The organism is Leptospira ainlahdjerensis (assembly GCF_016919175.1).
Lineage (GTDB): Bacteria > Spirochaetota > Leptospiria > Leptospirales > Leptospiraceae > Leptospira > Leptospira ainlahdjerensis.
On sequence record NZ_JAFFPU010000031.1, the window covers coordinates 46,765 to 72,007 of the forward strand.

Here is a 25,243-nt window from a genome sequence, read left to right on the forward strand (position 1 = left end):
TTTCATGTCCTGGAAGGAAGACTTAAATTCAGCTCAATTGGAAGCTGTCCTCACCCAGGACGGACCGGTGCTCGTTCTCGCGGGGGCCGGAACCGGCAAAACAAAAACGATCATAAGCCGACTTGCACAGTTGGTTTCTTCGGGAACTCCCGCTTCTTCCATCCTACTTCTTACGTTTACGCGCAAAGCATCGAGAGAAATGATTCTCAGAGCTTCTTCCTTAGGAGACGCACGTTGCAGTGAAGTCCAAGGAGGAACGTTTCATTCTTTTTGCAGTTCGGTATTGAGAAGATTTGCTCCCGTTCTCGGCATTTCCGCCGATTTTACGATCTTGGATGAATCGGATTCCTTGGATGTGTTCCAATTTCTGAGAAACGAAAGAGACTTTGGAAAAACAAAAACCCGCTTTCCCTCCAACGAAACCCTTTTTGGAATCCACAGTGAAATTCAAAATACGGGAAGAATTCTCGCTGATATATTAGAAAAGGATTACCCTTCCTTCTTACAAAGATCCAAGGACATCATACAAATCTTCGAAGATTATAAAGTTTATAAAAGGGAAAGAGCACTTTTGGATTACGACGATCTGCTGTTTTTTACTCGCGATCTGCTCGCCAATCATTCGGGGGTGCGTTCGGCTCTTTCGCAAAAGTATCGTTATGTTATGATCGACGAATTCCAGGATACGAATAAGATTCAAGCTCATATTGCCTGTCTTCTCGCTGCGGAACACGGAAATCTTATGGTAGTCGGGGACGACGCTCAGTGTATTTATACGTTCCGAGGAGCGACCGTTCGTGGAATCCTAGACTTCCCCAAAATTTTTGAAAATACAAAGACCGTCTTTTTAGAAAAAAATTACAGAAGTACTCCGGCAATTCTCAATCTTGCGAACTCCGTGCTTCAAAACTTCACCGAAAAATACGATAAATTCTTATTTACCGACAACGAAAACGGACCACAACCTTCCGTACTTCAATTTACGGACGAACTCGAAGAAGCGGAAGGAATCTCTGAAATTCTTCTGCAAAAAAAAGAGGAAGGAATTCCATTCCATAAGATGGGCGTTCTTTTTCGAGCTGGATGGAATTCGAATCAACTCGAACTCGTATTAGCAAAACGAAATATACCGTTTACGAAATTCGGCGGAAGAAAATTTATCGAAACCGCTCATATCAAAGATCTACTTTCCTTTTTAAAACTTCTGATCAATCCTCTCGACTCGGTCTCTTGGCTTCGGGTTTTGAAATTGATTCCGGGAATTGGAAATGCAAAGTCGAACGAGATTTTGGAGAAAATTCGCAAGGCTTCCGGAAAAATGGAAACGTTGAATGAGGAAACAAATCCGAATTTTCAAAAATTTCTTTCCCCGCTTTTCCACCTTTATCAAAAGCACACGGAATCAAAATCGGAAGTCAAAACGATCACTTCGGATTTTATCGATTACTACAGAGTTCTTTTGGAAAAAAATTATGACGATTCGAAACGAAGATCGGAGGATCTGGATTCCGTGCTCGGCTTTTCTTTAAAATATTCCTCTTTATCTGATTTCCTTTCGGATCTGACTATGGATCACGCGGCATTGAGTTTGGAAAAGATCAATCCCGATAACGCGGAAACAGATCTTTTAAATCTTTCCACCGTTCATTCGGCAAAGGGATTGGAATTTGATCTCGTATTTGTTCTAAACGCAACCGAAGGTTCTTTCCCTTCCAGTCGAAATACGGATGTCGAAGAAGAAAGAAGACTTTTTTATGTAGCGATCACACGCGCGAGAAAGGAACTTTATCTCACAAGACCTTCCCTAGCCCAGTCCAGATCCGGACCTTACTATACAAAGTTGTCTCGTTTTTTAACCGAAATTCCTTCTCCGGAAAAAGTCTTCGAGCTCAGACTTGTCTCCGCAAAACCGGTTCCCAAAACGGAACCTGGTGCGAGCGCCGGCTCCGCCGGCGGAACGAATTCTTCCGAGTCTTTCTCCAGGATTCAGAACTATTTCGGAAGTTAGTCGATGATTTTAGCCTACGAAAAACAGAAATCAAAAACAACTTCGGACAAAATTCAATCTTTTCTGGAAGACAAAGTATTCGAGTTTCTGAATGTACGAGGTGGTAGAATTCTTCTAGGGAAAACGGTTCGTTATAAATTTTATCCCTATACAAACTTGGGAAGTGCGATCCGGATTTCCTCCGGCGTTTTGGAATTTAAAATTCATTCTTCTTATCGGGAATCGGATTCTCTGGAAGCGGTCGTAGAGCTGCTTCTTTGCAAACTCCTCAAACTTCCGATTCCGAAAGCTATTTCGGAGCGCGTCCAAAAATTTTACGAACTTCATTCCAAACTAAAATCGGTAACAAACAAACGAAAAAAAAGAATCGAATCCTCCGAGTCTAAAAATGCGGTTCTTAAGGAGATTCTTTCGAGAATCAACGAAAAATTTCTCGGAATCGATCTTTCGGATATAGAAATTTATTGGGGAAAAGGAAGTTCAAAAACGAGGCTGGGTCATTTTGACCCCGCGCACAGAATGATCGTCATCAATCCGATCCTCGGAAGACAGGTCGTTCCTATCTTCGTATTGGAATACATCGTCTTTCACGAACTTCTTCATGTTCACATCCCGGCAACGAGGAAGAACGGTAAAAACGTGATCCATGGAAGGGAATTTCGCGCATTAGAAAGGAAATATCCGGACTACCTTAGGGCCAACCGTTGGTTAAAATCCAAATACCATCAGTCCATAAATCTCTAATTTTTGAAAATTGAATGTTTACAAGCTTAGAATCCGGTGTAAAATTTGGCTCTTAACTTAGGTTGATGGGAGAAAGAAATGCATCCAAAAGTATTTGAAACGCTTTATGTTCGTAAGAATTATATCGATGAAGAGTTGCGAAGCCATTTGAAAGAGATGCAAGGCCTAAACTACCGCTCCTTAAATGAATACGATCGCGGTGTTTACGACGGTTATGTGCAGGCGATCACGGAAATTCTTAAAAAGATAGAAAAGAAATTTTTGCAGGCAGGTTGATTTGTTTCGAATTTTAGTTTTAGGGTCGGGAGCCATCGCAGGGCTGTACGCCGGCAAACTCAAACAAGCGGGTTGTTGTGTCGATTTTTGGGTTCGAAAAAACGCGTTCGAACTCGAAGAAAGAGGTTTTCAGATTCAGAGTCATTGGGGTGACTTCGAATACCAGCCGAACCTGGTCTTTGAGGAAGTTCCCAAAAATTTAGAAGATTACGATCTCATTCTCAACTGCCTCAAATGTTTACCTGAAATTCGTTTGGAGACAATTTTAGGAATCCGGATTCCAGAAAACATTCCGATCTTACTTTTACAGAATGGAATCGGAATCGAAGAACCGATCACCCAGCTCTATCCGAAGAATGAAATTTTGAGCGGGCTTGCATTTGTATGCGCAAACCGCTTAGACGGCGGTAAAATTCACCATTTGGACTATGGAGATCTCACAATTGGCTCTTGGAATCGCAATCCTTCTTCTTCACTCATGAATCAGCTCGTAAAACTTTTTGAAACAGGAGGAGTTCCCACACAAGGGACGGACACGATCCGTCAAGCACGGTGGAAAAAACTTCTTTGGAACGCACCCTTCAATCCGATCAGCGTCCTCTCGGGAGGAAAGAACACTTCACAGATTCTTTCCGAACCGACCGGTCGTTCTCTCGTAATCGAGGTCATGCGCGAAGTTCAAAAACTCTCCGAGTTGGATGGAGCCTCGGTTCCCTTGGAACAAATCGAAACTTTTATCGAAATGACGGAATCGATGAAACCATACAAAACGAGTATGTTATTGGATTTTGAAGCGGGAAGACCGATGGAGATCGACGCTATCCTTGGAAACGCTCTGAAAATCGGAGAAAAGTTTCGGTTCAAAACTCCGCATATTTCAACCCTCTACGCGCTTCTAAAACTCAAAAGTCATTCAAAGTGAATTCAAAAGTTTTTTGATTCCCATTTCCAATCCGTCCAACGAAAGAAAATACATCGGAATTTGTTTTCCGATCTCTTGGATCGTGGGTGCATCCCAATATTTTTTCGGCTCCGGGTTCAACCAGATTGAATCCTTAAAATGCCTTCGAATTCTTTTTAAGGAATCAAGTCCGGATTCCGGGTTTTCCGGAAGTCTAAAATCCATTCGAAACCGGCTGTGATAGAATCCGTATGTAGAATCCAAGAGTTCATACGGAGCCATATACGCGTCTCCGATGATGATCAACTTCGTATCGTCACTGTGTTTTTTAAAAACCCTTTGAAGCGAAAGCGGGGTTCGCATGTTTGCTTTCGGATAAACCGCATCGTAGATGATATTGTGAAAGTAGTAGTAGTGAAATTCCTTGAAATGATTGATCTGATGACTCGCTGAAAAAAGTTTATTCACCCGTTCCGCGTGCGATGTCATACTTCCACCCGTGTCCATCAAAAGCAAAACCTTGAGACCGTTCTTGCGAGAACGTTCAAACTCGAGATGAATATCTCCGGCATTCCTGCACGTAGAATCGATCGTTTTGGGAAGATGAAACTCCGAAACCCCTTCCTTTCGAAAATTCCTAAGTTTTTTGAGCGCTGTTTTGATCTGGCGAACGTCGAGCTGTTCGTCCGTTCTGTATTCTTTATAACGTCTTTCTAATGCTTGGAAAACTGCGGATCGGTTTCCTCCTTCTCCCCCAACCCTCACCCCTTCCGGATTAGAGCCGCTGTGACCGAAAGGCGAAGAACCTCCGGTTCCCACCCATTTGGATCCGCCGTGATGTTCCTCCTTTTGTTCTTCGAGTCGTTTTTTCAATTCTTCCAAAAGACGTTCGGGAGGAATGAGGGAAGCCGGGGGTGGACCGTTAGGATTTTCAAAGATTCGATTCAGCCAATCCAAAAGTTCTTGTTTGAACTCCGGACGCAAAGCTCCTTTCTCCCCAAAAATTTCGGAGAAAACCAGATCAAAGGCGTCGAAGTGTTTGATGTCCTTTACCATGCAGGTTCTGGAAAAACGGTAGAGCTCGTCCACGGTAATCCAGGCTTTTTGATTCGTGGTATAGTGATCGACCACCTTCAAAAAATCCAGGAACTCTCCCGTCGTTACCGGAATTCCTTGGCTTTTTAGTCTGTAAAAGAAAGGAATGAACATTCTTAATTCCTAAATAACTTCAAATCCTCTTCATTTTTAATCAGGGCGCCTAAGAATGGAATTCGAACCTCGTCTTTTAAAGCGGCTCCTTGGTGAACCAAAATCTGAATCCAATCCAGAAGTTCGCTCGTCCCCGGTTTTTTCTTTAAGTCGTCCATTCTCCGGATCAGATAGAACATCTCAAGGGCTTTGATCAAAAGAGTATGTGCCACTCCCGGATAATGAGAAAGAATGATCTTCTTCATAAATTCCGGATCCGGAAATTCTATATAATGAAAAATACATCTTCTTAAGAAAGCGGCCGGAAGTTCTTTTTCGTTATTGGAGGTTATGATCGTTAGAGGACGTTGTTTTGCCTGAACCCTTTTTTGGATTTCCGGAATGAAGAATTCCATTCGATCCAATTCCAAAAGAAGATCGTTTGGAAATTCGATGTCAGCCTTATCGATTTCATCGATCAGAACGATGGATTTTTGATCCGAGTCAAAGGCTTCGCCTAACGATCCCAAACGAATATAGTTTTCGATGTTCTTCACTTTTTCGGAATCTTCAGCGAAACGGGAGTCGTTCAGACGGGAGACCGCGTCGTAAAAATACAAACCCTCCTTAGCCTGTGTAATCGATTTGATATGCCAGGTGTGGATCGGTAGTTTTCTATGTTTGGCTAAGTATTCAGCGAGGAGCGATTTTCCGGTTCCAGGTTCTCCCTTTAAGAGCAAAGGTCGAGATGTGATCTCCGCCATAAGAATTGCTTCTTCGAGAGAAGGAGAAAGTAAGTATGTGTCTATCAATGGATTCATAAGAAGTCTTGGATTGATTCTAACGCCGAGGTCCGGTTCGGCAAGAGAAAAACCGCTCCTCTATCTGACTTCAAAAATCACGCTGTCGATGATCTTGCCGGTTCGATCCCGAAGCGAAAGAATGTGAAATCCTTTTTCCGGTTTCCAAAAAGTCTCCTTCTCGTGGGATTCTTTGAGATTTTTCCCATCCAAGATCCACTCAAATCCGTTTTCAAAAACCGAAGCGCTAAACCGAAGTTTCTGTCTTCCATCGGGAATATCCGGATCGACCGCAAAGATTGTTTCATTTCCGGGAACTAAAATTTTGGGAATCGGTTGAGAATCCGCTGCGATTCTTATCGGAATTTCGTTTTGAACCTTCAAAGGATGATTCCAATGCTCTTCCTCTCTTTCCTGTAAAAGATGAATGACCGCATTCCAAATTGGAGCCGCCCCTGTCACACCGCTCACGTCCCACATCGGACTTCCGTCCATATTCCCGACCCAGACCCCCACGGTAAATTTTTTAGAATATCCGATACACCAGTTGTCTCGCATATCCTGGGAGGTTCCCGTTTTTACGGCGGTGAAAAAACGAGTACTGAGATGATTGTTTAAACCGAAAGAAAGAGATCGATACTCTCGATTGGATAAAATTTCGTCTAACGTATTGGAAACTTCTTTGGAATAAATTTTAGTCCATAAATTCCCTTCTTCAAAATTTTCATGAACGGTTTGTTTCGCGACGGAAGGAACCAGAGTCGTCTGGGAAAACATTCCTCCATTTGCGAGGGTCCGATAAGCGTTTGTTAATTCCAAAAGAGTCACGTCAGCGGTTCCGAGCGCGAGAGAACTTCCGTAAAAATCGGATCGTTCCATGTTTTGAATTCCGAGTTCCTGCAACCTTTGAACAAACGTAGAAACTCCTACAAGATCCAAAACGTGAATCGCCGGAATGTTTAAAGAAGAGGCCAACGCAAACTTCGCCTCCACTTTACCGTGATAAGCATCGCTGTAATTGGAAGGTCTATAAATTCCGGAAACAGCGTTCCATTCCGAAGGACTGTCTTCCAAAATAGAGTTCGGTTTTAACAAATTTTTCTCGAACGCAAGCGCATATAAAAACGGTTTGAGTGTGGAACCCGCTTGTCTTCTGGATTGAATCGCGTCCACGTAAAAGGTTCGGCTCTCCGGAAGATTTCCGACATAAGCCAGGATCGCCCCGGAGGCGTTATCCAAAACCACGATTCCGGTTTCAGCAACATTCTGTTTTTTAAGTCCGTCTAAAATATTTTTCGCAAGTTCTGTGACCTTCCATTGAAGATCAAAGTCGATCGTAGTTTTTTGCCTTCCGTTTTTTTCCAAAAAACTTAGGTTTTCACGAAAGAATTTTTGCGCCGCGTGATACGCGATTCCTCCCGTGGAGGAAAGTCCCGTCGGTTTGGAAACGGCAACCTTGGCGTTTTTTTCAAAAGAAAAACAGAGATCTTCTCTTTGGATTTTTTTTGCAAGAATACAACTGCGTCTACTCAAAACGTCAGCGCCGGCTCCGGGAAACGGAAGCATGGACACAAGAAGAATCGATTCTGTGTCGCTTAACGCAGAAGGTTCTTTGTGAAAGAGTCCACGACTCGCGGAACGAAGACCCCTCAGTTCTCCCCGAAATTGTGCGAGGTTTAAATACGCGGTAAGAATTTCATTCTTCTTCCATGTTTCTTCCATCTTTTTCGCAAATTGAATCTGGTTCCATTTGTCGAAAAGGCTCCTTCTTCCCGGCTTGGTTTTGAGAAAAATTCCGGCGAGCTGCATGGAAAGTGTACTAGCCCCTCGTTTGGAATCTCCAGACATACGATCCCGAACCGCTCCCAGAATTGCGATCGAGTCCACCCCCGAATGTTCAAAGAATCGTTTGTCTTCCTGAAGCAACAGAGCCAGAAACAAGGTTTCTGGGATCTCCCCCTCTTCCACCCAGGCAAGTTTTCTTTCTTTTACATCGAACCGAATCGTCTGTAAAAATCTTCCGTGAACGTCCAAAAGGGTTCCGTCGGACGTTTTATAGGAATTTCGAACCTCGCCATAAGTAGGGATTTCCTCCGAAAAAAGAACATTCGAATACAAGAATATACTGATGCAGTAAAATATCAGAAAATTCTTGCGAAACATTCTTACCTAGTCCTTGTTGACGGTTTGATCCGCGTTCGGAACTTCTGCGAACTGATCCGGAAGATACATGGCCTCGACACGCGTCGAAGGAAGTATAAATTTCCCGGTTTGGTTGATGCGATAGACGTATTCCAAAGTCACACTTCCTGCCGGTAAATATTCAAAGTAAGCGGTATAACCTTCCCACTTTCTTTCCACAAACGTAGGGGACGACCACCAATCTCCGTCGGTTGCGATTTCACTTCCCGATTTGGAATCATTTCCCAAACCGGAACCTAAGATACTCGCACCCGCAGGAATCGGATCCTTAATCGCGACCCAAGAAAGGGTCGATTCCGTATGAATTTTCAGACGAACTCTGACGAGGTCCCCTTCTTTGAAGTTGGATTTTTTACTTCCGGATTCATCCAAAATTTCCTTATCCAGTCGCATTCCACTTTCCAGTTTTTCTTTGAGAGGAAGAGCCGCCTTTGTATGAATTACAACATACGGTTTTCCGTTTCCGTTTTGTACAAACTCAAGATTCTGAGTCGTCTTTGGCATCGGAAGCGATAGAGTCGCGGGTTCTTTTTTATTCTTCCATTCCAATGTGTTCGATTGATTTTCCAAGGAGACGGTTGTCGTTCCGTCCACCGAATCTCTTTCGAACTGTTTAGAAAAAGTCTGAAACGCAAGAACGCCTAACGCGTTCGCCGTGGTGATATCCCAACTTCCTTTTTTTTGTCTCGTGATCGCACCTCGAATCATTCGAGGAAGATCTTCTTTCCATGAAGGATCTTTGACGACGGAAAGAATCGTTCTCATCACTGTGGAATCGTTCGAAGACAAAAGCCACCAAAGACCGGACTCATCCACGAAGTTATAAGAGGTTCCTTGGATCCGAAATCTGGACTTCAAAAGAACGTCGATCGCAGGAATTTGATTCTTAAACGAATTGGAACGGGAATAGATATTTCTCAGGCTGATCAAAATATCGGAAGGAAGAATTTTCGGATCAGTTTGTATGGCACGAATACTTTCATCGCTCGGACCTACGAAACGCGAAATTGCATCGAGGACGATGATTTTTTTAAGTCTTGTATCCGTGTTGGAAACATAGCTGCTTCTAAAAATCAAATCCTTGCTGTAACGATTCAGAGCCTCGATCAAAGTTTCCCTCGTCGCGTCCGGAATTTTATATCCGGATTCCGAAGAAAGAATCAAAAGATAAGCCGTCAAAATTTCGCTTCCATATAAGGACGAAGGAAAAAACTTGAGGAGCCCATCTCCGTCCATATAGGAACTGAGTTGATCCATGATCTGATCCCAATCTTTCTGAGATCCGGCTGCGATGGACTTGGAAAGTTTTTGTTCGAGACAAGAATACGGATAACGACTCATCGCTTCCCTCGCGGAAAAAATCGCTCCTCCCGTAAGCGAAGCCTTTAGGCTAATCTCCAACTCTCCACTTCCCGCTATGGCTTCCTGATTTTCTTGAATCGGAACGCTTAACTTTCCTGTTTCCACTTGGACAAATGTGGATTGTAAAACTCGAACCGGTACAGACTCGCCGACCCTCTGACGAAAACGAACCGTATCGGTAAAACTTCCTCCGTTTTCTTTTGTGAGAAACTCGTAGACGATTTCATTCTTCTTTGTAGGAATTCCAAGCTCCCATTGAACCACGGTGGATTCTCCCGCAGGCAGTTTGAGATTTTTTGTTTCCAATCCGAGATCCGGAGAAGTTTTCGGTGTGATCGATAAATCCATCGTACGATCCGTTGTGTTCTTGATCGTAAGCCCGCTCTGAACACGATCCTTCTCTCTGGCAAACGGCGCGATAGACGGATATACAAGAAGATCTCTCGTCGTCTGGATCTGAGTCGAAGCAGAACCGAACTTATCTTTTCCGGAATGAACAATGGCTACGATCTTAAACGAAGTCAAAGAGTCGTTTAGCGGAACTTCGACTTCCAATTTTCCATTCTCGTCGGGTTTGAGATCGGCCTTCCAATAAAGAAGCGTATCAAAAAGTTCTCTTGTAGTAGCTCCACCGCCTCCACCTCCCGGAGGAAGACTTTTTAAACCGAAATGCCTTCTTCCGATTACCTGTAGCTGTGCCGTGGAAGTTTCCACCGAGTTTCCTCTTTCCTTCATCATCGCTCGTAGCAAATCCCAAGTATCGTTCGACTTCAGTTCCAACAAACCTTGGTCAACGGCGGCTAACATGATTCTTGAATCTTTTTTGACTTGGGCAGAAGGATGTTCGATCTGAATTTTGACCTTAGCCTTTTGTCTGGTTCCGTAAACCGTTTTGTCGGTTTCCACTCGAACCGGAACCTCGAAGGGTTTCCATCCGACTCGGATCTGGGCGAGCCCGAGACGAAAGGACGGTCTTGCTAAATCGACAAGGGCGGTCTCCTTTGGATTGTCCACTCTTCCGCGAATCGCAAGCACCGATACAAACACGTTAGGCGCGTAAGAATTCTCCACCGGAATTTCGAGAACGGGCTCTTTACCGCTTAAAACTTTCGTAAAAGAAGTCAGAATCCCTTCTCTTTCCACCGTAACCAAAGCCGTCGCCTCCCGGAAAGGCATACGGACTTGGAACCTTGCCTTTTCTCCGGCTTGGTATTCTTTCTTTTCCGGAAGAAGATCCATTCGATCGTGATCGCTCGCGGCAAACCAAAGGTCTTCCTTTCCCGTTATCCAAACCGAAGAATTTGCTTTTACATCTTCTCCAGACAAAGAAGCTTCAAAGTAAATTTCTCCCGTTTCTTTGACCGAGCCGTTACAAAACAAAAATCCTTTTGTATTGGTTTTCCCGGAACAAAACTCTCCGATTTCTTTGATCTCGTATCTGTGATCGTAACTGTAAAATCCTCCGACGAGTCTCTTACGATTGGAATAGTATTTTTTTGTAAAAGCTTTTACCGTGACCTTCTTTCCTTCGACAGGGATTCCTTTGAGATCAAGAACCGCAACTTTAAACTTCACCGCGTCTTGTACGGCCGCCCAACCTTCGGGAGCGATTCCTATATGAAATTCCGAAGGATAAATCGGAAAGGAACGAAACGCACTCTGGATCTCGCCGTTCGGATCTCTGTATTCCAACTCTGCTTCGAGTCTTTGTGGTGAATCGGATTCCGGAATCGACTTTACGTTTGTATCAAAGAAACCTTTTCCGTCCAAGGTAAGTTGAGTTTTTGTAAAACCGGCGTTTTGTATTTCACCTTCCTCTTCGGATCTCTGCGTCACCCTACCGTTGCTAAACGAAAATTCGGAATAATTCGAAAAAGAAACTCCTCCTCCCGGAAGGACGCGGGTTCTTAGAAGGACAGGGATTTTACCGGCTCCACCGCCCGAAAGATAACGTATGTTTCCGGTGATACCGATTTTGGAAGGAGCGATATTGGAGCCGCTCGTCTGAAAATCCGCTTTCATCAAAGGAATTCTGAATTCTTCAACTCGAAATTCTCCGATGGAAACTTGACCTTCGTGATTTTTTCCGCTGAATTCATTTAACAAAACTCGATAGACTCCAAGATTTGCTTCTTTAGGAATTTTAAACTGAATCGCGCTCGTTCCTTCCGGATTCCATTTTAAAGAAATGGAATATTCCTTTTCGGTTCCGGAATGGATGATTTTTACGGAGTTCGGATATTCGCTCGCGCCCGGGATTTCAAAACCGTTGGATCTTTTAGCCCTCGAAACGATCTTCATCGAGACCGTTTCGCCGGCGCGAAAAAGAGTTCGATCCATCACGGGGTGAAAGAGAACGTTACTCGCTCCATAATCCCCCGGAAGATTGAATCTCCAGTTCTCGATTCCGTTTTGCCAGCGTGAATGACTGAACGTAAAGTCGTCTTCGGAGGCGGCGGTCAAAAAAAGACCATTTTCATAAGCCTTCCAAGAACAATAAGGAACCGAACTTTTTGTGGGAAGCCCTTTGATGATCAACGTTCCGGAAGGACCCGTTTTTCCGGTATAAACCTTTTCATTCTTACAATTGAAAATTTGGACGTCGGCGTTCGGAACCGGCTTAGCGTCGTTGAGTCTTGTCACCCAAACGAGAGAGGATTCTCTTCCCCATTTAAAATGAATCGAAAGATTGGTGACGAGCGCACCCGTACGGACGTAAAACGGTTGATTCTTTCCTAATAAAGAATTTCCTAATACGTCCGATTTCATTTCCACGACGTGAAAGCCGGGAGATTTGAGAGGAATTCCAACCACTTCAAAACGTCGGACTCCCTGTTTGGATTGAAGTTTGATTTCGTTGGTTCCCGGAGGGAGTTGATTTCGACTCGGATCGAAAATGGAATCCTTATGATCCAATGATTCTAATATTTTTAAATATTGAACGATTTCCGAAATTTGTCCAACACCGAGAATGACTTCCTTACCCGTAAACTGTTTCGGTGGAGTTTGATTTTTTTCTTCCTTTCCGGTAGCCCAGTTGAGAATTTCTTTTCCCTTTTCTTTCAACTTATCAAACTGCTGTTGAACAATTTCTTTTGTGTCCGGACTTGTCTTTACTTGATAAAGCCGAACCGGATTCTCCGCTTCCAGATTTCGAATCGTGACAGGAAGGACTGCTTCTGGATAACGTTCCAAAATTCCAAATCTCGCGGCAAATTTCAAAAGAGGCGGATAATCATCCGTGGAAACCGTAAGAGGAAAAGAGGATTGATTGGCGAGACTTCTTCCCGCGTCGTCTTTGATTCCGGATGGAAGAAGAATCTGAAACTTCGCTTTGGGAGAAAGCGGAGTCGGAAAACTCACTCCATAGTCGTAGTTTCCTTCCTCGGAAGAAACCTTTGCAGGAATCAACTTTCCGTCCGATGTTTGCAGTTGAATCTTTCGCAAGAGTTCCACGGAAACGGGTGCGCTAAAATTTACGGTCAGAGGTAAAGAAGGAATACATGCGGCCTTTGCGTTGACACGATCGCAGCTGAACTCCGCAAGGAATGCTTTACGAACCGTGAAACCCACTTTTCTCGTGGAAGTTCTCGCGACACCCGATTTGGATTTGAGTCCTTGTTCTAAAACCAACTGGATATTTTTTCCGCTGGGAAACTTTTGATCTGCTTTGATAAGAACCGTTCTTTCTTCTTTGCCTTCTCTGTAGTTGGCTTTGAGAAGTTCTTTCTCCAAGGATCCGGTGATTCGACTAAATCCGATCTTGTCTCGAATTCCTTCTGTGACAAAATAGAGATGATCGCTCGCAGAAGAAAGATCCATTTCGGAATCCAGATCCAGAATAAAAATCTGATCCTCGTCTATGATCCCGCCTTCGTACGGAGAGGAGGAATCGAGTTCAGGTCCTCCTGTGTGAAATGAAAATTTTTCTCCATCCGTGAGATAAGTTCCCGAAACCGATTTTACTTTTTTGGTTTCAAAACTGCATTCCACTCCACCAGGAAGTGGAGATGGAAATTCCAAAACCCAATTCTTATCATCCACCCAACGTTCGATTCCTTTCACCGGACAACGGATTTCAAAAGGATACAAAGAAAATTTCGGATTTCCAAGAGGAATCATCGATTCCGAAAATCGGGCTCTTACTTGAGAAGGTTTTTTGACTTCGCCGGTCGGGTTGAATTCGATTCGAACCTGAGCGCTCAGACTTGTGGCAAATAAAAAGAGAATAAGGAAATAATTTTTAGATACGAATTTAGGAACTGCAAAAGAACTCAAGGTTTTCTCCCGAATCGATGTTTGTTTCGGAAAGAAAACCTCGACGTGAAAGGATGTGCAAGCGAAAACTCGAACTAACCCGCGATGCTCGCTTCCCGAATTAAAATATCGGGAATTTTTATGGAAGAATAAGAATCATTGTACTCATTTGAAATTCCTTCGATAGCAAAAAGAAGATCAAAAAAATTCAGGTTCATTGTTATACGATCCACAGGATGAACGGGCATTCCATTTTTGTAATAGAATCCTTGCACCCCGATCGAAATTTCTCCCGATACCGCGCTACAACCCGAACCGCCTTCCAATTTCAAAACGTAGATACATTCCGGATAACGGGAAAGTAAGTCTTCAAGGGATTCTTTCCCTTTCGGGACAACGTAATTGGTAAATGAAGTTCCCACGCGTCCGCCGTAAGAGCGAACCGCGTTGCCTGTGGAACTCACTCCGGCTTTTTTTGCGGATTCTAAGTTATAAAGATATGTCTGAAGAATTCCGTTTTCGATAATCGCTTTTTTGCGTGTCAAAACTCCTTCTGCGTCTAAAAGTCTCGAACCGGGATAATCCACGATATGCGGATCACAGAATACGTTCCAAATCGGAGAGGCGACCGGAGCACCGATTTTTCCCTCCAGACGGGAAAGACCTTTCTGAACGTTGTCCGCAGAAAACGGAGAAGAAAACATTCCAAAAATCTGAGGACTGACCCGATTGGAAAGAACGATCGGATAATTTCCACTCTTGACCGGCTCCGCTCCCAAAAGAGAAAGGGAACGTTCGGTCGCAGTGGATACGATCTTTTCGGGTTGGATTTTATCTATGTCCAATCCGGACTTCGTATAACCGCCCATCTTTTTGGATTTACCGTCGGTTGCGACTAACGCAACTCCCGCGGAGATCAGATTCGATTTTTCGCTGTGAAAAAGTCCTTTCGAATTTGCTAATATAAATCGGTTCCAGGTTTTTCCCGCGTAAGAATACGGAACGTTCTCGATCCTTTCATCGGCCGACCATGCGAGTTCGTCCAGTTTTTCTCCGGTGGATTTTAACCACTCAAAACCCAGGGATTCCAAAGATTCTTCGTAAGAACGAATCGGAATTTTCGGAAGTTCGGTTTGTCCGGGAAGATCGATGTCCAAAGGATCCGATATCTTTGCCTGGGCGATTGCGTCTTCGACCATCTGAGACAAGGCTTCTTCGGAAAGTTTTTCGCTGTAGGAATAACCTGGTTTTCCGTCTTGGATCAGACGAATTCCAATTCCTCTCGAATTGGAAAGTTCTGTGTTACTCACTCTCTTTTTAAAAAGTTCGATTCCAACGTCCTTGGATTCCGAACCGACGAGATCGTACTGATCGAGACCTTTTTGTTTACAAACGCCTAACACGTATTCAACGGATTGATCCAAGTCCATCAACGTCCTCCCACGAGAATTTCATCCACTTTGAGAGTCGGTTGACCGACCGTTACGGGAACTGAACCGGAAGCGGCTCCGCACATCCCTGCCGCGAGTTCCAAATCGTTTCCTACCATACTGATCTTAGGAAGAATTTCGTCGCCTTTTCCGATCAGAGTCGCCCCTCTCACCGGTTCCGCGATCTTGCCGTTTCGGATAACGTATCCTTCTTCGACCGAAAAATTAAATTCTCCGGTGGAAGGATTTACCGAACCTCCGCCCATCTTTTTGGCAAAGAGTCCGTATTCTACTCCCGTGAGCATATCCTCGAAGGAATCCTTTCCTGCGGCGATGTATGTATTTCTCATTCTCGAAACCGGAGCATACATATAACTTTCTCTACGTCCGCTTCCGGTTCTTGCGACTCCGACTTCCTCGGCTCCGATTCGATCGGAAAGATAATTTTTAAGAATTCCATTCTCGATGAGAACTGTCTTCTGAGGAGCCATTCCTTCGTCGTCCACGGAAATACTTCCCCAAGAATCGGGAATGGTTCCGTCGTCGATCGCTGTCAGACATGCTTGGGCGATGGGTTGTCCCAACTTGTCCACAAAGGGAGAAGACTTTTTACGAATGGCTTCCGTTTCCAGAGGATGTCCGCAGGCTTCGTGAAAGATCACTCCTCCGAATCCGTTGCCCATCACGACCGGCATTTTTTTTCCTTCGATATAACCGGCGGATAACATCATCAAAGCCCTTTCCGCGGCCGTTTTGGAAAGTTGCTCGATGGGAAGACTTGCAAAAAACTCAAAACCCTTTCTGGCTCCCGGATTTTCCGATGCCACAAAACGTTCTCCTTCTTTCTCGGCCGCGACGTTGATGCTAAATCTGCTTCTCACCCTTAGGTCTTCTAAGGCCAAACCTTCCGAGTTGTAGATTCCGATCTTGGAAACGGAATCGGATGCGGAAGCGCTGACCTGAACGATATGCAAAGACGTAGCTCTTGCGGTTTGATCCGCTCTATAAAGAATTTCTAATTTTTGATCCGGTGAAATTTTTCTAGGATCGGTGATCTGCGCTGGAAAAGATGGGGTTTTAAGATCTCCTCGAAACACAAGGGCTTGTCCTTTTCCTTTTGCGGCTCCTCTGGAATCGGCGAGAAGGTCTATGAGAGAAATGAGATGTTCCGGATCTTCGTTGTTCGTATGTGCGTAGAGGACGTCGGTTCCATAGATCAAACGGATTCCGATTCCGTAGTCGATCCCCGCGAAACTCTGTTCTATCTTACGATCTCTCAAACTTACCGAGGAGGATCTGGTTTCTTCTTCAAATATTTCGACGAAATCTGCTTTTCTGGAAAGGCCTGCTTCCAGGATCAGGTGGGCTTTGTTTGTCTGCATTCTATCCTGTTAGACTCCGGATTGTTCCGGAGTCTTTTCAAATTCTACTTATGGCTTCTTGATTTTTTCTCTGTATTTGATGGCGTGTGCGGTCGCCTTCCATTTGATTCGATTCCAGACGACGAGAAGGATGCTGGTTTCCTGCACTTCAAAACGATAGTTGATGATTTCATCTCCACCCATCGCCTTGGACTTGTCCAACAATTCTTTATAACCCGTTTCTCCCGTGACCCAGAGCATCAACCAAGAAGTATAAACTCCTTCGGTTTCCACGGTTCCGAGGATCTGAAAATCCTCGGAATTGATCAGATATTGTGTGTAGTTAGTTCCCAGTCCCGGAACTCGAATGTCACGGTAAATACAACCGCTCAGTAAGAATGAAATCATTCCCAAAAGTAGAATGTTTTTTAGTTTCAAAATTCTCATATCCTTTCCTCCAAATTTTAACTCAAACTCAAAATACATTAAAGATTCTGCATAGATTCCGTTCCAGGGAGTTTTCCCTGCAAGGCCAAACGAATATAGTCCACACCTTTCAGATCGTCCGTATAACGTGGAATCAGATGAAAGTGCATGTGAGGCACTATTTCCGAAACCGTGACCGTATAAATTTTAACGGGAGAATGATTTTGATAGATCCATTTTGTCGCGAACTCGAGGGCCTTTCCGAAATCGGCAAAAGCTTCACCATTCCATTCTTGATAAGAAGTCCAGTGAGAGGCGGGTTCGAGATAGAGATATCCCTGGAGTCCCTTTTCTTTTTCGGAATGACGAACGGAGAATGTTCCGAATCGTGCGAGGATTTCCGGTTTTTCGCCGGACTGATAGACTTGGCAAATCGAACAATCAATCATAATTCAAAAACCTAAATTCGAATTCCATGAGTATCCCAAGGAATCCCGTCTTGTATAGGAGAAAAATATCTCTTGGAGAATTTGAAAAAATGATTCTCCTCTCAGGAATTCTTCTTTCCAGATAGGAAAACCCGGAAAGGATGAACATCCTCGAAATTGGATCCAAACTCCGATCGTCAAAAAAGGATTCTCCATGAAACGTTTTTATATTCTTTCTATCCTGCTTCTCTTCTGGAGTCAGACATCCTACGCGGAAACTCCGAGCTTTTCGCAAAGAATGGAATCTCTCAGACTATTTTTAGGGGATCCTACAACGGTCGAAAAGTTTTGGTTGATGGAATCGATTCCCGTTTGGAAAAAAGCGGAAGAATCCAGACTCGAACTCTACTTAAAAAAAATTCTAATTCCAAAACTCGAAAGTAAGAATTTTCCTTCCAAAGCCGTTCTGCTTGAGGAATTGAAAAAAATTCCAAATCTGGGGGGACTCAGAATTCGAAATCAAAAAACGGAACTCTTCCATCTGGTTACTTTTGGAACCGAATTTCCCAACTTTTCTCAGATTCAAACCTTTCCAGTCGGTACGTATTATGTGGATTTTTATCTCGGAAGACAAGCTGGAATTCCTTCCGTGGAATTTCCAAAAGTGGGGCTCAGCTCCGCATTCTATTATTTTTCGGAAGACGAAACCCTTCTCTATTCTCAAGAAACAAACGAATGGAAAATTGCGGAGTCTCAATCCATCGGAGAATTGAATTCTTACTTTCAGTCCAAAAGTTCTCGCTGTCAAGGTTGTGATCGTTTTCGTCTTTTGGATGGAACATTCTTTTTCTTTCCCAGTCAGACTTCGATTTCTTTTTGGACCCGTTTTGGATTGGGAGGATTCCTCGTTTTGGGTGCTCTTGTGACTACGGTTTTCTTTTTTAGAAACTTTTTGGTTCGAAATCGAGAAACGCTGCGAAAAGCTATGCAGGCCCAAAAAACTTTGGATCAGGAAAAAAAATCGATTCTTTCGAAGTAGCCTTCAAAAATTTGCTATACAAATACTTACATATATTTTAGATTTGCACTGAGAAAACCGGGTGACATAAACCCAAGTTTTCGAAAAATCTAATCAGAACCGGCATTTTTTAACCCGGATGATTTTTTTTGTCCGGTATAAGATTTATACTCAAAAAAGTGAACCGCTTCTGCACTGCAGAGCCACTGCCTGGAACCGTAAAAAGCGGAGGCAGAAAAACATGGGAGAAGGTATTATGAAGAAGACGAAAGAAGAGCCACAGAGCGTAGACGATTCTAAGAAGTTAGCCATCGAACAGGCTATGAGCCAGATTGAAAAACAATTTGGAAAAGGTGCGATCATGAAATTAGGATCGGACGCCGCGAGACAAACGGTGCAGGTGATTCCTACCGGATCTCTGGATCTGGACATCGCTCTTGGAATCGGAGGTTATCCGATCGGAAGAATCGTAGAAATCTACGGTCCGGAATCCTCCGGGAAAACCACTCTGACACTTTCTGCAATTGCCGAAGCGCAAAAACGAGGAGGCGTGGCGGCCTTCATCGATGCGGAGCACGCTCTGGATCCTTCTTATGCGAAGAAGTTAGGCGTCAACATCGACGAACTTCTGGTTTCCCAACCGGACAACGGGGAAGAGGCCTTGGAAATCTGCGAATCCCTCGTTCGAAGTAACGCGATTGATTTGATCGTGATCGACTCAGTGGCGGCTCTTGTTCCAAAAGCGGAGATCGAAGGAGATATGGGAGATTCTCACATGGGTTTACAAGCCCGTCTGATGTCCCAAGCCCTCCGAAAACTCACAGGAACCATTTCAAAATCAAAAACAGTGGTGATTTTCATCAATCAGATTCGGATGAAAATCGGAGTCATGTTCGGGTCACCGGAGACTACAACGGGCGGAAACGCGCTCAAATTCTATTGTTCGGTTCGATTGGATATCCGCAAAATCGAAACGATCAAAGAAAAAGAAGAATCGATCGGAAACAGAGTTCGTGTCAAAGTTGTCAAAAATAAGTGTGCACCGCCTTTTAAGCAGGCGGAATTTGACATAATTTTCAACGCGGGAATCAGCAGAGAGGGTTCTCTGGTTGACCTCGGTGTGAAACATGATATTATCAATAAGGCAGGAGCCTGGTATTCCTATAACACGGAAAAAATCGGGCAGGGAAAAGATGCAGCAAAAGAGTATCTGAGATCCAATCCTGAAACCGCATTCACGATCGAGAATATGGTTCGCGATCTGAACAGCCTTCCGCTCCTGGCGCAGGACAAAAAACCGCGCAAGGAGAAAGAGGAAAAATTGGAAGAGGCTGCGAGTTAAACACTGGCTTTCTTTTTAGGAACCCTTGACCGCCGGATGAGAAATCATCCGGCGTTTTTTTTAGTTACAACAGAGTCCTCCCCTTAAATTCTTTCCCTTAGTGAATCCAAAAACGTTCAGACCAATGAATCCGTTTTTGTAGAGGATTGCTTTCTTCGGCGCGAAGATAGACGAAACAAGACAAGGGAATTATGGCAGAAATTAGCATTTTAGGAGCGGGTGGTTTTACCGGTAAGGAACTTCTTTCTCTTCTTTCACACCAATCCACACACGAAGTCGTTCATATCACGAGCGACAAACTCGCGGGAAAAACTCTTTCCGAAGTTTTTCCTGAAATTCCGTTTCCAAAAAATCTGACCTTTCACAAACACGAAGACGTAGTTCCGAAAAAATCCTTAGTCGTTTTAGCCGTACCCAACGAGGTTTCAATCGAGTCCGCGCCGAAATTTTTAGACGCAGGTCATAAAGTAATCGATCTTTCCGGAGTTTATAGACTTCACAATCAAGAAATATTAGAAAAATCTTATAAACTAAAACATACAAAGTTCTCCTACGTCGATAAGGCGGTTTTTGGAATTCCTGAAATCTTCCGGGATAAACTCAAAGGGGCAGATTTTGTTTCCAATCCGGGTTGTTTTTCGACTTCGGTGATTCTTCCCGTCTTTTTGTTAAATGAACTCAGAAAAAATTTAAAACCCAGAATTATAGCCGATTCCAAATCCGGGGTTTCCGGTGCGGGTGGAAGGACCGAAGACGCCGGTTTTTCTTATACGGGAGTCTATGAAAACTTTCGGGCTTATAAGATTCTCACACACCAACACGAACCCGAGATTCAAGAATACATCTATGCAAACTCCGGTCTCAAAGAGCCGGAGGTTTTATTTGTTCCTCACCTACTGCCCGTTTTTAGAGGAATCCTTTCCACGATCTTTTTGGAATTCGAAACCGAGCCGGCCGTTGATCCGACGCAAGTTTTATTGGATTCTTCCAAAGACGAACCGTTTATCCGAATCTTAAAATCACCTGAAGAAATCGAACTTAAGAAAGTCCAAAACACGAATTTCTTAGATATCTCCTTGAGAAAAAGAGGAAACACGTTAGTCGTCGTTTCAGCCTTAGATAATCTCGTCAAAGGGGCTGCAGGACAAGCCCTTCAGAACATCAACTTGATGACGGGGACAAAAGAAACCATAGGACTTCTCCCCTAACCTCCATGGAAAAAACCAGCCTCTATCATTTAGTCAGAGACGTCGCGTCGGTTTACGCGGAGCGTCCCATGTATTGGATCCGGGAAGAAGCCGGGGAATTTCGTGGCATCTCTTACAAAGACTGGTATGAGAATCTACTCAATCTTTCGTCTTTTTTGATCGAACTTGGTCTACAAAAAGGAAACACAGCAGGACTGATCTGCGACAATCGTTACGAATGGTCTCTCTGTTCCCTTTCTTTGGTCACGATCGGTTGTGTGGACGTTCCAAGAGGTTGTGATGCTACGCTCGATGATTTGAAATACATTCTCGGTCATAGCGAAGCGAAAATTCTATTTTTAGAAAATGAAAAGGTTCTAAAAAAACTCTTAGAAGATAAGGGAAGTTTTGCAAATGTAAAAACCATTCTTCTCATCGATCCTCCATCCAAATGGAAGGATTTGGAAAGTGCTCGTAATCAACTCGGCGGAGTAAAATTTATCTTCTTAGAAGAAGCCCTTTTAGACGGCGAAAAGATTCGACTCAAAAAGGGAGACAAACCCTATCAGCAAAGAGGTGAACTCCTCGTCGGAAAAGATCTCGCCACCATCATCTACACTTCGGGTACGACCGGCGCTCCCAAAGGCGTGATGCTCAATCACAGAAGTTTTACCTGGGGAATTCATCAACTCCAAGAATTTGTTCCCGGTTCTTATCAAGACAGAACGATCGTCTTCCTTCCTCCTTGGCATATCGCCGAACGGCTTTTGGAAACAACCTTGATTTCTTGGGGCGCCTCGATGGCTTGTTCTTCGGTTCCCACGATTCCCGCAGATATGCAAAAGGTTAAACCTACGGTGCTCGTTTCGGTTCCCCGTCTTTGGGAAGGTCTTTACAAAAGAATCCATGATACGGTCCGCAAAAGTCCCCCTTTCCGACAAAACCTATTTCATTTCGCCGTACGGATCGCGGCGATTACGACAAGTCTGCAAGACACCATCCGGGATTCTTATACGACAACCGAAGTGGAAAATCCGAATCAAAAAGTTTTGGACCGATTTGTCGCGAGTATTCTTCTTTTATCGATGTATCCTCTCAAAGCCGTTTCTTATAAGATTCTTCAAAAGGTCCGGGATCTTTTCGGAGGACAAATGCGCTTCGCACTTTGTGGGGCCGGAGCTATGCCTTCTCACATTCAATTTTTCTTTCGTAGCGCCGGGATCCCGATCATCGAAACCTACGGTATGACCGAAACGACCGGGATCGGAGCGATCGGGGAATTTCCTCTTCCTAAAAACGGCGCGATCGGAGCCCCGTTACCCGGAACCGCAATCAAACTTGTGGGAGAAGACGGTAGGATCGTTACGGAACCGGGAAAAAAAGGGGTCGCTTGGCACAAAGGCCCCCACGTCACCTCCGGTTATTACAAAGAACCTGAAAAGTCCGCCAAAGCGTTGCAAGACGGTTGGTTGGATTCCGGAGATATCCTCACTTGGACTCATACGGGAGAATTAAAATTTGCGGGGCGAGCCAAGGATACGATCGTACTTTCAGGCGGTGAAAACTTAGAGCCTGCGCCGATCGAAGCCAAACTCGCGGAATCCGAATTTATCAACCAGGTCATTGTCGTCGGTCAGGATCGCAAGAATCTCGGAGTTTTGATCGTGCCTTTTTATGATCGAGTCGTCGAAGAATTTAGATCGCAAGGCAAATCCGTTCCCAAAGATCCGAACGACTGGAATTCTCATAAAGAGATCGTTCATTTTTTTAAAAGTATCGTAAAGGATAAGATATCCAGTCGTGCCGGATTCAAATCCTTTGAAAAGATCGCTCACGTTCACATTCTTCCGAAAGAATTCGAAAAGGGGAAGGAAATGACGGAAACGATGAAACTCAAACGAAACGTCGTCTTTGAACTTTACGAAAACATAATTCACTCACTCTACGCAAACGATGAAGATTGATCCGACCTCGACTCTACTCTGTTCCGCGATTTCAGACGAGTTGGATCGGTTTCAAGACTCCGGAAGTTGGAATACCTTTCTTTGTGGGATCGGAAACCTAGAAGCGGGTCTCAATCTTCAAAAACTTCTACTTCAAAAACGAAACAAGGGGCTGACTCTTCCTTCTCAGATCGTATTTTTAGGATCGGCGGGAGTTTATCCGTGGTTACATCCGAGTTTTTGGAAAGGCCGTTTCGGATATTCCTGCGGATTTCAAAATCAAGAACTTGCAAAGATCGAAAAAAGGGTTCGAGTCCCAGAAATCGTTCCTGATTCTTTCGAGTTTCCGAACCCGTTTCAATTTCAAGCTGTGGAGGAAATTTTAACCTCCAACACAAACGCAACCGGATCGATCACGATCGAAACCGTTTCCGGAAGAAGTTTAGAATTCTTACGAACTCACGATCTCGGTTTTGAGAATATGGAATGTTTCGGACTCGCCAGGGTGAGCGAAGAATTTCGTATTCCCTTCTGCGCCTTCTTTGCCCTCACCAATACGGTAGGACCGAACGGAAGCGAGGAATGGAAACAAAACTACAGAAAAGAGTCAGTTCTCCTTCAGGATTTTCTTCTATCGTTTCTTTTTTGAAAACTTCTTTCCTGGAAAAAAAAGATCGTGGATGTCATCGAGATGTTTTTCGGTCTCTTCTTCTCCCCTTCGTATGATTTCTCGAAATCTTCCAAAATCAAAGAAAGAATATTCTTCTATGTGAAGATTGATAAAAAGATCCATCTTATCCTTTCTGAGTCTCGTGATTTCTCGGCCTTCGAGAGTGATAGCGCGTCCCATGATCTTCAGGATCGGCGGGTATTTGAGATCCTCCCAAAGATTTTTGAAAAACGATTTTCCAGTTATCTTTCTATCTTCCAGAAGTCGAACAATCGCTTCGTCCCGCAACGGAGATACGTTTGCAGAAAGAATGATGTCGGCTCCCTTTTGTCGGATTAAATTTTCCGGAACATTATTGATCACACCTCCATCCACTAATAGGTGATCTCCGTGGAATACAGGAGGAAACATACCCGGCAAACTCATCGCAGCCGCCAAAGCTTCCCAGATCGGACCGCGATCCATAACGTATTCTTCTCCGCTATGAAGGTCCACTGCCGAAGTCACAAAAGGAATTTTTAAATCCTCGATCAAAGTGGAACCGAACGCGTCTTTCAACATTCGATTCATTTTTTTTCCCTTGAAAAAAGAAACAAGCGGGACCGTCGGATCAAACGGTTTATCCAATCCTCCGAAAAATTTATAAATCATCTTATGAATCGTATCCGTATTTTCTCCCCTCGCATAGAGCGCGGCGATCACCGCCCCAAAGGAAGCTCCGGAAACAAAGTCAATTTTTATATTCTCTCTTTCTAATACTCTCAAAAGCCCGACGTGAGCTAAAGCCCTGGCTCCGCCGCCTCCTAACGCAAGCCCCCTGGTTCTGGAAACCAAATATCTCCCGAAGGTTTCCTCTTTATGAAAGATCTTCTGGTGTTTTACGCTGTCTTCGGGATGGATGGAATTGGAGGAATCGATATAACGAATCGTCCTGCCTGCAAAATTTCGAATCCGAGAACGGAAATAGGTTAGAATCTCGGTTTTTTTCTTCTGGTTTCGTTCCGGATTGTCTTCCCAAAAAACGATCTGATCCGATTGAAGGAGAAGTTTGTCTAACTCCGGTTTTAAACCTGCGCGCTGAAAATAAAGATGTATGACGGGATACTGATTTCTTAACAAAGATAATTTTCGAATCGCTTCCTGCAGACTTATCTTCTCGAAGGATTCCATCGGAACCAAAGTCATCTTTCCTTCGTGCGAATAACCGCTGATCTTTACGATCGCATCCAGTTTTTCCTTATAACCCTGGACTTCTTCCAACGGAACGTGACAAATCATTCTTCTCGGAACCGAAGTGAGTTTGTCTTCCGGTTCAAGATGTTCCCGAAAACGGTTGCTCATCAATCGGATCAAGTTGCCAGAAAGAACCGGTTCCTTCTCCGCGAGTTTGAGAAAAAAATGTCCGTCTAACACATACAAAAGAGAATCCATGACCGCGATCGCGGAACCACCGTGTTGGGTTCTCGTCATCAGACTATTCTCCGCGAAAAATTCTCCCTCTCCTAGATACTTCACTGCCTTTCCGGATTCACCGAAAGTGAGCATCACCTCTCCGTGTCGAACTATAAAAAGTTTATCCGAGATATCTCCTCGAAAGTAGATAACGTCGTGATTATAAACATTTCTCTCTTCTATATTTTGATAGATTCGAGTGAGAACGGCCGGGGATAATTTTTGGAATAGAGAAATGCCGGAAAGAA

The 25,243-nt window shown here is 44.1% G+C and carries 18 protein-coding genes; 9 read left to right on the forward strand and 9 right to left on the reverse strand.

The window, feature by feature from the left end; translation table 11 throughout:
- Positions 1 to 4: 4 nt before the first annotated feature.
- The 4 genes from JWG45_RS08530 (at position 5) to JWG45_RS08545 (ending at position 3,950) form a co-directional block, all read left to right on the forward strand.
- Positions 5 to 2,008 carry an ATP-dependent helicase gene (locus tag JWG45_RS08530; RefSeq protein ID WP_205279342.1) on the forward strand — a complete coding sequence of 668 codons (2,004 nt, stop codon included), beginning with the start codon at positions 5 to 7 and terminating at the stop codon, positions 2,006 to 2,008.
- A gap of 3 nt (positions 2,009 to 2,011) precedes the next feature.
- Entirely contained in the window at positions 2,012 to 2,752 is a 741-nt protein-coding gene (locus JWG45_RS08535) for a M48 family metalloprotease (RefSeq protein ID WP_205279343.1), read from the forward strand.
- A gap of 78 nt (positions 2,753 to 2,830) precedes the next feature.
- Positions 2,831 to 3,028, forward strand: a complete 198-nt coding sequence (locus JWG45_RS08540; protein WP_118968568.1) for a hypothetical protein — start codon at positions 2,831 to 2,833, stop codon at positions 3,026 to 3,028.
- A 1-nt stretch (position 3,029) separates the two neighbouring features.
- A complete protein-coding gene (locus JWG45_RS08545; protein WP_205279344.1) occupies positions 3,030 to 3,950 on the forward strand; it encodes a ketopantoate reductase family protein in 921 nt (306 codons plus the stop codon).
- Here JWG45_RS08545 and JWG45_RS08550 read toward each other — a convergent pair.
- The 8 genes from JWG45_RS08550 to JWG45_RS08585 form a co-directional block, all read right to left on the reverse strand.
- A complete protein-coding gene (locus JWG45_RS08550) occupies positions 3,942 to 5,138 on the reverse strand; it encodes a VWA containing CoxE family protein (protein WP_205279345.1) in 1,197 nt (398 codons plus the stop codon). The two genes, JWG45_RS08545 and JWG45_RS08550, sit on opposite strands and share 9 nt — an antisense overlap.
- A 2-nt stretch (positions 5,139 to 5,140) precedes the next feature.
- Complete coding sequence (locus JWG45_RS08555) at positions 5,141 to 5,938, reverse strand: AAA family ATPase (protein ID WP_205279346.1); 798 nt, start codon at positions 5,936 to 5,938, stop codon at positions 5,141 to 5,143.
- 60 nt (positions 5,939 to 5,998) lie between these two features.
- Positions 5,999 to 8,080, reverse strand: coding sequence for a penicillin-binding protein 1C (gene pbpC / locus JWG45_RS08560; protein ID WP_205279347.1), 2,082 nt, complete (start codon positions 8,078 to 8,080; stop codon positions 5,999 to 6,001).
- Between the two features lie 6 nt (positions 8,081 to 8,086).
- Positions 8,087 to 13,759 (reverse strand): alpha-2-macroglobulin family protein, encoded by a 5,673-nt coding sequence (locus JWG45_RS08565; RefSeq protein ID WP_232380593.1) that lies wholly within the window; start codon positions 13,757 to 13,759, stop codon positions 8,087 to 8,089.
- A 74-nt stretch (positions 13,760 to 13,833) separates the two neighbouring features.
- The gene (locus JWG45_RS08570) at positions 13,834 to 15,168 is read right to left on the reverse strand and encodes a TldD/PmbA family protein (protein WP_205279348.1); all 1,335 of its coding nucleotides are present in this window, start codon (positions 15,166 to 15,168) and stop codon (positions 13,834 to 13,836) included.
- Positions 15,168 to 16,550 carry a TldD/PmbA family protein gene (locus JWG45_RS08575; protein ID WP_205279349.1) on the reverse strand — a complete coding sequence of 461 codons (1,383 nt, stop codon included), beginning with the start codon at positions 16,548 to 16,550 and terminating at the stop codon, positions 15,168 to 15,170. Before JWG45_RS08575 ends, JWG45_RS08570 begins: the two co-directional genes overlap by 1 nt.
- A 48-nt stretch (positions 16,551 to 16,598) precedes the next feature.
- The gene (locus JWG45_RS08580; protein ID WP_118968172.1) at positions 16,599 to 16,976 is read right to left on the reverse strand and encodes an LIC11742 family lipoprotein; all 378 of its coding nucleotides are present in this window, start codon (positions 16,974 to 16,976) and stop codon (positions 16,599 to 16,601) included.
- Positions 16,977 to 17,014: 38 nt separating this feature from the next.
- Positions 17,015 to 17,404, reverse strand: a complete 390-nt coding sequence (locus JWG45_RS08585; RefSeq protein WP_205279350.1) for an HIT family protein — start codon at positions 17,402 to 17,404, stop codon at positions 17,015 to 17,017.
- A 193-nt stretch (positions 17,405 to 17,597) separates the two neighbouring features.
- Here JWG45_RS08585 and JWG45_RS08590 point away from each other — a divergent pair, with 193 nt between their 5' ends.
- The 5 genes from JWG45_RS08590 (at position 17,598) to JWG45_RS08610 (ending at position 23,522) form a co-directional block, all read left to right on the forward strand.
- Positions 17,598 to 18,422: a hypothetical protein gene (locus JWG45_RS08590; RefSeq protein WP_205279351.1), complete on the forward strand. Its 825-nt coding sequence runs from the start codon at positions 17,598 to 17,600 to the stop codon at positions 18,420 to 18,422.
- 220 nt (positions 18,423 to 18,642) lie between these two features.
- Positions 18,643 to 19,743, forward strand: coding sequence for a recombinase RecA (gene recA, locus JWG45_RS08595; RefSeq protein WP_205279352.1), 1,101 nt, complete (start codon positions 18,643 to 18,645; stop codon positions 19,741 to 19,743).
- Positions 19,744 to 19,934: 191 nt separating this feature from the next.
- The gene (gene argC, locus JWG45_RS08600) at positions 19,935 to 20,951 is read left to right on the forward strand and encodes an N-acetyl-gamma-glutamyl-phosphate reductase (protein ID WP_205279353.1); all 1,017 of its coding nucleotides are present in this window, start codon (positions 19,935 to 19,937) and stop codon (positions 20,949 to 20,951) included.
- A gap of 5 nt (positions 20,952 to 20,956) precedes the next feature.
- The gene (locus JWG45_RS08605) at positions 20,957 to 22,894 is read left to right on the forward strand and encodes an AMP-binding protein (protein ID WP_205279354.1); all 1,938 of its coding nucleotides are present in this window, start codon (positions 20,957 to 20,959) and stop codon (positions 22,892 to 22,894) included.
- Entirely contained in the window at positions 22,884 to 23,522 is a 639-nt protein-coding gene (locus JWG45_RS08610; protein WP_205279355.1) for a nucleoside phosphorylase-I family protein, read from the forward strand. The genes JWG45_RS08605 and JWG45_RS08610 overlap by 11 nt, the downstream gene beginning before the upstream one ends.
- Here the strand turns inward: JWG45_RS08610 and JWG45_RS08615 are convergent.
- A partial coding sequence (locus tag JWG45_RS08615; protein ID WP_205279356.1) for a patatin-like phospholipase family protein occupies positions 23,505 to 25,243 on the reverse strand: 1,739 nt, incomplete at its 5' end. The two genes, JWG45_RS08610 and JWG45_RS08615, sit on opposite strands and share 18 nt — an antisense overlap.

Coding starts and splice junctions, on each gene's coding strand:
- JWG45_RS08530 (WP_205279342.1), top strand. CDS start 5: ATGTCCTGGAAGGAAGACTTAAATTCAGCTCAATTGGAAGCTGTCCTC.
- JWG45_RS08535 (WP_205279343.1), top strand. CDS start 2,012: ATGATTTTAGCCTACGAAAAACAGAAATCAAAAACAACTTCGGACAAA.
- JWG45_RS08540 (WP_118968568.1), top strand. CDS start 2,831: ATGCATCCAAAAGTATTTGAAACGCTTTATGTTCGTAAGAATTATATC.
- JWG45_RS08550 (WP_205279345.1), bottom strand. CDS start 5,138: ATGTTCATTCCTTTCTTTTACAGACTAAAAAGCCAAGGAATTCCGGTA.
- JWG45_RS08555 (WP_205279346.1), bottom strand. CDS start 5,938: ATGAATCCATTGATAGACACATACTTACTTTCTCCTTCTCTCGAAGAA.
- pbpC (WP_205279347.1), bottom strand. CDS start 8,080: ATGTTTCGCAAGAATTTTCTGATATTTTACTGCATCAGTATATTCTTG.
- JWG45_RS08570 (WP_205279348.1), bottom strand. CDS start 15,168: ATGGACTTGGATCAATCCGTTGAATACGTGTTAGGCGTTTGTAAACAA.
- JWG45_RS08575 (WP_205279349.1), bottom strand. CDS start 16,550: ATGCAGACAAACAAAGCCCACCTGATCCTGGAAGCAGGCCTTTCCAGA.
- JWG45_RS08580 (WP_118968172.1), bottom strand. CDS start 16,976: ATGAGAATTTTGAAACTAAAAAACATTCTACTTTTGGGAATGATTTCA.
- JWG45_RS08585 (WP_205279350.1), bottom strand. CDS start 17,404: ATGATTGATTGTTCGATTTGCCAAGTCTATCAGTCCGGCGAAAAACCG.
- JWG45_RS08590 (WP_205279351.1), top strand. CDS start 17,598: ATGAAACGTTTTTATATTCTTTCTATCCTGCTTCTCTTCTGGAGTCAG.
- recA (WP_205279352.1), top strand. CDS start 18,643: ATGGGAGAAGGTATTATGAAGAAGACGAAAGAAGAGCCACAGAGCGTA.
- argC (WP_205279353.1), top strand. CDS start 19,935: ATGGCAGAAATTAGCATTTTAGGAGCGGGTGGTTTTACCGGTAAGGAA.
- JWG45_RS08605 (WP_205279354.1), top strand. CDS start 20,957: ATGGAAAAAACCAGCCTCTATCATTTAGTCAGAGACGTCGCGTCGGTT.
- JWG45_RS08610 (WP_205279355.1), top strand. CDS start 22,884: ATGAAGATTGATCCGACCTCGACTCTACTCTGTTCCGCGATTTCAGAC.